Source organism: Mesorhizobium sp. Cs1321R2N1, from assembly GCF_037179725.1.
In the GTDB taxonomy this organism is placed as follows: Bacteria; Pseudomonadota; Alphaproteobacteria; order Rhizobiales; family Rhizobiaceae; genus Mesorhizobium; species Mesorhizobium salmacidum.
The window spans coordinates 25,796-33,511 of sequence record NZ_JAPYKP010000054.1 but is presented as its reverse complement, the minus strand read 5'-3'; the positions used below and the strand labels follow the sequence as shown (position 1 = coordinate 33,511).

Here is a 7,716-nt window from a genome sequence, read left to right as displayed (position 1 = left end):
CGATCTCGGCCTCAAGCATGTCAGGACCAAGCCCTATACCCCCAAGACTAACGGCAAGGCCGAGCGGTTCATCCAGACCGCACTCAGGGAGTGGGCATATGCCGTGGCTTATGCGAACTCCGACCATTGCGCCGCCGAGTTGCCCATATGGTTGCATCGGTACAATTGGCACCGTCCGCACGGAAGCCTAAAGTCCAAACCGCCAATCAGTCGCCTGGGCCTGACCAAGGACAACCTGTTGAGGCTCCACAGCTAGGGGACACCGCAGGTGACAGCCTATGCGGCCGAGCGCGGGATCTAAGACTTCATGAACGCCCGGCGCTGCCGTGCAGCGTGACGAGAAGCTTGTCCAGTTGGTCGAATGCCTCGCCCATCGCATCAGCTGCCCCGGTGCCGGCGGCGTCGAGAGCTTCCTTCGACGGATAGCGCTCATTCATGACCAGCAGCGTCTTGCCCCCTTTTTCCTCGAAAGTCACCGTGGTGAGGGATCCCGCGTCACCGCCTTCGTCATTGGTCCAAGCAAGGCGAGAGTACGGTGTCACCTCGATATACCTGCCGAAGAACTCGTCAGTATTCGAGGCATCATGTCCGAACACCAAACGGTACCCGCCCCCTACACGAACGTCCATCTCGCAGGAACGCAGCACCATGCCCGTCGACTTCGGCACCCACCATAGCTTGAACAGCTCGGGTTTGGTCCAAGCCTCAAACACGACGCGCGCCGGGCCATCGAAGCTTCGTGTGACGACCAACTCACGCTCCGACGTCCGTTCCACCGTCGTGCGGTTGTTCGAGGGGGTAGGCTCACTGTTTCTTCTTTTGTCCATCGACTTTCTCCTTGCGTTTCAATTCCTCGACCACCTTGTCCAACGCGTCGAAGCGTGCGTCCCAGAGTTGCCGGTATCTCTCGATCCATGCCGCCTCCTCCTCCAGTCCGCCAAGGCCGAGCTTGCAGGTCCGCACGCGCCCAACCTTCTTCGTGACAACCAGCCCCGCCTGCTCCAGCACGCCCACATGCTTCTTCATGCCGGTTAAGGTCATGTGGAATTTCTCGGCAAGCTCCGTGATCGAAGCGTCCGCACGTCCGAGCTGCTCGAGAACGCCGCGTCGGGTGGAGTCCGAGAGCGCGGCGAACGAGGCATCGAGAGGGGCTCTTACATACTGAACCATGTGGTTCAGTATGTAGCGCTCGGGTTGGCGCAATGCAAGGGGAGATCAAGCGAACTGGGCGGCGCCTCTGAGGCGTCTGTGCTTGTCGATTCCAAGGACACGTTGCGCGGAAACTCGGCGCAGCCCGCGGGAGCTTGCTCCTCATTCGCCCTGGCGGCTATCTCGCATTTCACCGTCGCGAGCTTGATCCACAGCACGCAAGCGTCTCGATCGAGGTTTGGCGTGGACGCGGTGCGATGCCCCTTAAGGTGGTCGGATGCGATACACGGTTAAAAGGACCAGAATTCCCCTTCGGCCAAGGTGATGAGCGACCGCCCTGGTCTGACGGCATGGGCTCGGTTATTGAAACATTTTCCGGTTTCCCACGCAGAACGAGACCGGGTTGCCAAACCTGAATCGGGGGCACCAACGACTGCCATGAATCAAGGGATGACAGGAGCATATCTCGACATGACAGAACAAGAAGCCATCATCAGCGCCTTGGGCGTCGCTCCGGATTTCGATGCCGCAGTGGAGGCGCGCCGGCGCAGCGACTTTCTTGGCACCTACCTGCGTGCAGCCGGCCTCAGCACGTATGTGCTGGGCATCAGCGGCGGGGTGGATTCGCTCGCGGCCGCACTTCTGGCTCAACGAGCCGTAGCCGAACTGCGGAGCTCAGGATACGATGCCAAGTTTCTTGCTGTCCGGCTGCCGTACGGCACACAGGCCGACGAGAGGGACGCTCAGCGAGCACTCGACACCATTGGGGCGGACGAAGTGCACAGACTCGACATCAAACCGGCGGCCGACGCAATGCTTGACTCGATCAAGGTGGCTGGCGTGGAACTCGGGGATGCCCATCGGGAGGATTTTGTGCTGGGCAACATCAAGGCCCGTCAGCGCATGATTGCCCAATTCGCGCTCGCTGCTGGCAGCCGAGGACTGGTCATAGGCACCGATCATGCGGCCGAGGCAATGATGGGCTTCTTCACCAAATTCGGCGACGGCGCCGCTGACGTCCTTCCTCTTTCCGGGCTAAACAAGCGCAGGGTGCGCGCCCTGGCAGCGCATCTGGGCGCTCCGTCCGAACTTGTCAACAAGGTGCCGACCGCAGATTTGGAGAACCTTGTCCCACTTCGTCCTGACGAAGATGCATATGGGATCACATATGATCAGATCGACGATTTCCTCGAAGGTAAGGAAATCACCGAGGCGGCGCGGAGGCGAATCCTTGATGCGTATTTCAGCACCGCTCATAAGCGCTCGCTTCCGGTGACACCCGATTTTCGGACAGGCTTGCCGGTACCGTAACGTTGTTTCGTCTGTCCTGCCTGTTATCGGATGGGGCACGACAATGCTGGCTTTTGCTTACCATTGAGGTTCGGCGGCCGAGCCGGGATCACAGGTCCGACGGGGGCCGGAGCGATTAGGCCGCTGTGGCCTTGAGCTGTTCGAGATGCTCAACAGCGAGCTTGTGCAGCGTCTCCGCCGTCTCTTCCGGAGTCCACCCCTGGGCGGTGGAGGTGGCGACAAGGGCCGCGAAGGCAGTTTCCAGAGCGACCTCGCAATTGACAGGTCGGTCGGGGCTGGTCTCGGCGAGAAGGGGTGGGGCAACTTCAGGGGTTTTTGTCATGCAGAGGAATCCGCGCCGCTGAAAAAGGTTCCAGCGACGGCGGAGGAGTTGTTGGCACCCGTACTTCGCACCCCACTCCCGCACCAAAAAGGGGCAGAACGTGGAAGCGCCAAGCCCGATCGCCTGCGGTGGGCAGCCTTCATACATGCCGGCACGCAGATCCTCGGTCCTCAGCTGCAATTCAAATGATAGGAGGCGCCATGCCTTCTAGGCATGGCCGCGCGGTCGTTTGTTCCTCTGCGCCGTGACATTTCCGCTCGCTTGACGAAGCCGTTGGCCGCCCCAGAATCATGGGAATGGCAAAGGGCATCAACATCGGCGACGAGGTCGTAATCACCGCAACAGTGCGTAAGCGTGTCACTGAGGACCGGGTGAGCGTTTCCATACCCTCCTATGGGCAACCCCACTCGGTCGTGGACCAAACAACGAAGCTGCAGAAGGGACAGCACATCGAGTTGATCGGCAACGTCACCCACATCCAGGAAAACCGTGTAACCGTGAACCTCGGCACTCCCGTCACGGTCGATGCCGCTGTCGTCAGGCTGGTGAACGCCTTTAAGGCCCCTACGAGGAGCACACCCCTGGTGGACAAGCCGACATGAGGCCGCCTCCCCACGACAGCAACGAAGTGGAAGAATGCTGGTCGCATAAACCAATGACTTACTGGATGGTTAGCCAACCCATAGCCTTCGTATGATCCCCTATGGTGGGTCTGGCGAACTAGAGACACTGCAAGTGGATCATTAGCTATTTAGCGCGCGCCCTGACCGCCCACCGCAGGCTCGCAATTCGCGTTTGCCAAACATGCTGCGAGGTTGTTGGCTCCGGTCTGGTTGGACCCACCTCCCCTGTGAATGACGAATATGGGGGCCTTGCGGACGGTCACTCATGGAAGGCAGGCGTGGCAAGCCGCCCCCTAGATAGGATACGCTTGGAGCCTGTTAGCTGTCGCTTCGGCGGTATCGGAAATGATTGCGGATGTGGCTGTTGAAGTACCGCCCCTTGGCGAAGGCGGATCGAAATGCATCAAAGGTTTCGGGCGGTACATCCTCGAAAGCATAACGCTTGTCGCTGGTCATTAGCCATACAGAGAGGATCCGTCTGTCCGGATCGTACTCCGTTCTACGTATCAAGGTGGATGGCATCGCAGTCAACGGAAGACGGGGCCACGCGTTCCTAAGGGCGTCGAAGGGGACCGTTGGCGCGGCTAAATCGCCGCGACAACCCTTAGCTCGAAGATGGCCCTGAGTTTCGGCTAACCGAGAACCGGAAGATAGTCGGCGAATGCCGGTACCGCTTCTATTGCTATTTGAAAATTGGGTTGCGTCGAGCAAGCAGGCCCGTGAGCCAGTCCGGATCCATCTGCGGCACCGAGGAAAGAAGCAGTTCGGTGTAGGCTGCGTGGGGTGGCGCCAGTATCTCGGTTTTCAAACCCTGCTCCACCACCTGCCCTTTGTGCATAACCACGACCTCGTCAGCAATCGCTCTTACCGTGGCGATATCGTGGGTAATGAAGATGTAGCTGATGCCGAGTTCGTGCTGCAGGCGCATCAGGAGCTTCAAGATTTCTTCCTGCACAATCTGATCCAGTGCCGAGGTGACCTCGTCACAAATGATGAGCTCCGGATTGGCAGCGAGCGCGCGGGCTATGCAGATCCGCTGCTTCTGGCCACCGGACAATTCACCGGGCAGTCTGTCGAGAAAGCTTTCGTCCATCTCGATCATGTGCATGAGCTCGCCAACCCGCTCGTCGCGCTGCTGTCCCTTCAAGCCTAAGTAGAATTCGAGCGGACGCGAAATTATCTCCTCCACAGTCTGGCGAGGGTTAAGGGCGCTGTCCGGCGATTGATAGACCATTTGGATGCGGCGCAGCAGGTCTTTCGAACGTCCCTTCAAGGAGAGGGTAAGCGGCTTGCCATCAAACGACATCGATCCAGACATAGCAGGCAGCAAACCGGTAACGACGCGCGCGAGCGTCGATTTCCCCGACCCTGATTCGCCCACGACTGCTACCGTCCGGCCGCGCGGAACCTTGATGGACACGTCCACCAGCACCTTAACCCTTCCGGCATAAGCCGCGGTGACATTGTCGATGGCGAGTAAATGGTCCTGGGTCCGAATCTCCGGCTTGGCGAGCTTGCGCACGGCCCAGAGGGTCCGGGTGTATTCCTGGGTAGGGGTAGTGAGCATCTGCCGTGTGTCGGCTTCCTCGACCGTTTGTCCATGGCGCAGAACCATGATCCGGTCCGCCATTTGCGCCACCACGGCTAAATCGTGTGTGACGTAGATCGCTGCTGTGTTGAAATCTTCAACAATCCTGCGGATCGAGGCCAGGACCTCCACTTGCGTCGTCACATCGAGCGCAGTGGTCGGCTCATCGAACACGATCAGGTCGGGCCGGCAAGCCATGGCCATGGCCGTCATGGCTCGCTGCAACTGACCACCGGACACCTGATGCGGATACCGGAAGCCGATAGTCTCAGGTTCTGGAAGCTGGAGGCGTCGATAAAGCTCAATAGCGTCGCGATTGGCCTTGTCTCTGCTGGCGATCCCGTGCGCAACTGCCGTTTCCACGGTTTGATCAAGGAGCCGGTGAGCCGGGTTGAACCAGGCGGCTGCGCTTTGCGCCACATAGGCGATGCGGGAGCCCCGGAGCCGCCGACGGCGGGCTTCGCTCATCGACAAGAGGTCGACGCCGTCGAACAGCACCGAGCCCTGGGTAATGCGGCATCCCGGCTTGGCATAGCCCATTGCCGCAAGGCCGATGGTCGACTTCCCGGCGCCGGATTCGCCGATCAGCCCGAGCACTTCTCCGCGGTTGACCGAGAGATCCACGCCGCGAACGATCGGGTGCCAGCGCTCGTCCGAGAAGCCTTCAACGTGAAGGTCCCGGACCTTGAGAAGATCTGTTCCCTTTTCGCGCGCCGCGGCACTGCTACTTTTCATCACGCAGTCCGCTCGTTGAATGCAGAATCCAGTCCACGACGAAGTTCACGGCTACTGTGAGGAGGGCAATGGCACCCGCCGGCAGCAGCGGCGTGACATCGCCATAGGTGATCAGTGTTGCGTTTTCCCGCACCATCGACCCCCAATCAGCCGATGGCGGCTGTATACCGACGCCCAGGAACGACAATGCTGCAATGGTCAGAAACACAAAACAGAAACGCAGGCCAAATTCCGCGATGAGCGGCGGCAGAATGTTGGGCAGGATTTCTCTGCGGAGAATCCATGCGGGACCTTCGCCGCGCAATTGCGCGACCTCGACATACTCCATTACCACTACGTTCAGGCCAACTGCGCGCGCCAGACGAAACACGCGTGTGGAATCCAGCAATGCGATGATCAAGACGAGACTGGTTATCGAAGAACCGAATATCGAGAGCAGCATCAGCGCAAAAATCAGGCTTGGGATCGACATCAACACGTCCACCGCACGTGACAAGATCTGGTCTGGCCACCCCCGGTACATTGCCGCCAGCAGGCCGAGCGTCACACCCGCTGCAAAAGATATGATGGTTGTGGCAACGGCGATGCCGATCGTGTTGCGAGCCCCGTAGATGAGTCGAGTGAGCATGTCGCGGCCGAGTTGGTCAGTCCCGAACATAAACTCGTGGCTCCACGGCGCGAATGCCTCGCTAAAGACCTGCGTCTCTCGATAAGGAGCGATGAGAGGCGCAAATAGAGCGACCAGAACGTAGCAGAGGGTTACAACCATGCCGAACCAGGCACTGAGCGGCGCCTTCTTCAGCGCTATCCTCATCCGAGAGCGGCGTGTGCGCCTTACCCTGGGCGCTCTCGTGGTCTGGATGAGGGGCTCCGCACTTGTCATCTTGGGTGCAAAAGCCTCGGATTGGTTACGATCGAAATGATATCGGCGATCAGGTTGAGCAGGATGTAGGTGGCGGCGAAGACAAGGGCGCAGGCTTGCACGACTGGTACGTCCCTCGATTTCACGGCATCGACCATCAGTTGGCCGACGCCGGGGTAGACGAACACTACCTCGACAACAACGACGCCGACGATGAGATAGGCAAGGTTAAAGGCGACAACCGTCACGATCGGGGCCCAGGCGTTTGGCAAAGCGTGCCGAAGCACGACCACCATTGGCGTCATTCCCTTCAACCGAGCCATGTCGATATAGGGGCTTGAAAGCATGTTGATGATGGCCGCGCGCGTCATTCGCATCATGTGAGCGACGATGACGAGTGTGAGCGTCATCGACGGCAGGGCTGCGCGCCAGACGTGCTCCCAAAACGGCGTCTGATCGCTGATATTCGCCAGGGTCGGGAACTTAGGTACGACGTTCAACGTCCAGTCGATCGAAGCTGCGAGCCAGATGGGTAAAGACTGTGCGAGATCGGTGCCGGCGAACGTGTCGCGCGAGATGATCAGGAAGGCGAGCATGTAGGCGACGAAGAATTCAGGGAACGAAATTGTCGTAAGTGTCACCGTGTTTACAAGCCGATCGAACCAGCTGTTCCGGTACAGGGCCGCAAGAATACCCAGCCCCAACGCCAGCGGCACCGCGACCAGCGTCGTCATTACCGCCAGGAACATGGTGTTATAGAGACGTGGTGCGATAATCTCCGCGACCGTTCGCCGGTAGCCGGTCCGGCTGGCGAAGGAGGAACCAAAATCACCCTGTGCCATCTTACCAATCCAGCTGAAGTAGCGCTCGATTGGTGGGCGATCGAGGCCGACCTCGTGTTGAAGGGCCGCGACCGTTTCAGGGGTAGCAGCTTGACCGAGCGTCGCTTTGGCGAAGTCGCCAGGCAGCATTGCGATCGCCGAAAAGATGATGATCGAAACGACGAACAACGTGATCAGGCCGAGGCCTAACCTTTGCAGAACCGTTTTTGCGACCGGATTCACACGCATGCGCGCAGTCCCAACGACGCGCCGCCCGCGGTGCGGCCGGCGCGCTTGGCAAACAC

General features: G+C 59.5%; 10 protein-coding genes. 3 read left to right on the top strand and 7 right to left on the bottom strand.

The features are described from left to right. Window positions 1-256: integrase core domain-containing protein (locus O7A61_RS15985; RefSeq protein ID WP_337130597.1), on the top strand; the 256-nt coding region annotated here is incomplete at its 5' end. A 49-nt stretch (window positions 257-305) separates the two neighbouring features. Here O7A61_RS15985 and O7A61_RS15980 read toward each other — a convergent pair. Beyond that, window positions 306-827 (bottom strand): SRPBCC domain-containing protein, encoded by a 522-nt coding sequence (locus O7A61_RS15980; RefSeq protein WP_027143693.1) that lies wholly within the window; start codon window positions 825-827, stop codon window positions 306-308. Further along, window positions 805-1,170 carry an ArsR/SmtB family transcription factor gene (locus O7A61_RS15975; RefSeq protein ID WP_337130596.1) on the bottom strand — a complete coding sequence of 122 codons (366 nt, stop codon included), beginning with the start codon at window positions 1,168-1,170 and terminating at the stop codon, window positions 805-807. The genes O7A61_RS15980 and O7A61_RS15975 overlap by 23 nt, the downstream gene beginning before the upstream one ends. A gap of 450 nt (window positions 1,171-1,620) precedes the next feature. Here O7A61_RS15975 and nadE point away from each other — a divergent pair, with 450 nt between their 5' ends. After that, the gene (gene nadE / locus O7A61_RS15970) at window positions 1,621-2,460 is read left to right on the top strand and encodes an ammonia-dependent NAD(+) synthetase (RefSeq protein ID WP_337130595.1); all 840 of its coding nucleotides are present in this window, start codon (window positions 1,621-1,623) and stop codon (window positions 2,458-2,460) included. A 115-nt stretch (window positions 2,461-2,575) separates the two neighbouring features. Here the strand turns inward: nadE and O7A61_RS15965 are convergent, their stop codons facing one another. Next, window positions 2,576-2,782 (bottom strand): hypothetical protein, encoded by a 207-nt coding sequence (locus O7A61_RS15965; protein WP_337130594.1) that lies wholly within the window; start codon window positions 2,780-2,782, stop codon window positions 2,576-2,578. Between the two features lie 296 nt (window positions 2,783-3,078). Between O7A61_RS15965 and O7A61_RS15960 the strand changes: the two genes are divergently transcribed. After that, a complete protein-coding gene (locus O7A61_RS15960; RefSeq protein WP_337130593.1) occupies window positions 3,079-3,384 on the top strand; it encodes a hypothetical protein in 306 nt (101 codons plus the stop codon). A 339-nt stretch (window positions 3,385-3,723) separates the two neighbouring features. Here O7A61_RS15960 and O7A61_RS15955 read toward each other — a convergent pair whose 3' ends face one another. From O7A61_RS15955 to O7A61_RS15940, 4 genes are all read right to left on the bottom strand, one after another. Then, window positions 3,724-3,927 (bottom strand): KTSC domain-containing protein, encoded by a 204-nt coding sequence (locus O7A61_RS15955; RefSeq protein ID WP_337130592.1) that lies wholly within the window; start codon window positions 3,925-3,927, stop codon window positions 3,724-3,726. Window positions 3,928-4,087: 160 nt separating this feature from the next. Beyond that, a complete protein-coding gene (locus O7A61_RS15950; protein ID WP_337130591.1) occupies window positions 4,088-5,728 on the bottom strand; it encodes an ABC transporter ATP-binding protein in 1,641 nt (546 codons plus the stop codon). After that, complete coding sequence (locus O7A61_RS15945; RefSeq protein ID WP_337130590.1) at window positions 5,718-6,542, bottom strand: ABC transporter permease; 825 nt, start codon at window positions 6,540-6,542, stop codon at window positions 5,718-5,720. Before O7A61_RS15945 ends, O7A61_RS15950 begins: the two co-directional genes overlap by 11 nt. Window positions 6,543-6,607: 65 nt before the next feature. Further along, window positions 6,608-7,660 (bottom strand): ABC transporter permease, encoded by a 1,053-nt coding sequence (locus O7A61_RS15940; protein WP_442921077.1) that lies wholly within the window; start codon window positions 7,658-7,660, stop codon window positions 6,608-6,610. Between the last annotated feature and the right edge of the window lie 56 nt (window positions 7,661-7,716).

Bases quoted from the DNA above. Each gene is read 5' to 3' on its own strand.
- O7A61_RS15980 (WP_027143693.1), bottom strand. From the start codon at position 827: ATGGACAAAAGAAGAAACAGTGAGCCTACCCCCTCGAACAACCGCACG.
- O7A61_RS15975 (WP_337130596.1), bottom strand. From the start codon at position 1,170: ATGGTTCAGTATGTAAGAGCCCCTCTCGATGCCTCGTTCGCCGCGCTC.
- nadE (WP_337130595.1), top strand. From the start codon at position 1,621: ATGACAGAACAAGAAGCCATCATCAGCGCCTTGGGCGTCGCTCCGGAT.
- O7A61_RS15965 (WP_337130594.1), bottom strand. From the start codon at position 2,782: ATGACAAAAACCCCTGAAGTTGCCCCACCCCTTCTCGCCGAGACCAGC.
- O7A61_RS15960 (WP_337130593.1), top strand. From the start codon at position 3,079: ATGGCAAAGGGCATCAACATCGGCGACGAGGTCGTAATCACCGCAACA.
- O7A61_RS15955 (WP_337130592.1), bottom strand. From the start codon at position 3,927: ATGCCATCCACCTTGATACGTAGAACGGAGTACGATCCGGACAGACGG.
- O7A61_RS15950 (WP_337130591.1), bottom strand. From the start codon at position 5,728: ATGAAAAGTAGCAGTGCCGCGGCGCGCGAAAAGGGAACAGATCTTCTC.
- O7A61_RS15945 (WP_337130590.1), bottom strand. From the start codon at position 6,542: ATGAGGATAGCGCTGAAGAAGGCGCCGCTCAGTGCCTGGTTCGGCATG.
- O7A61_RS15940 (WP_442921077.1), bottom strand. From the start codon at position 7,660: ATGCGTGTGAATCCGGTCGCAAAAACGGTTCTGCAAAGGTTAGGCCTC.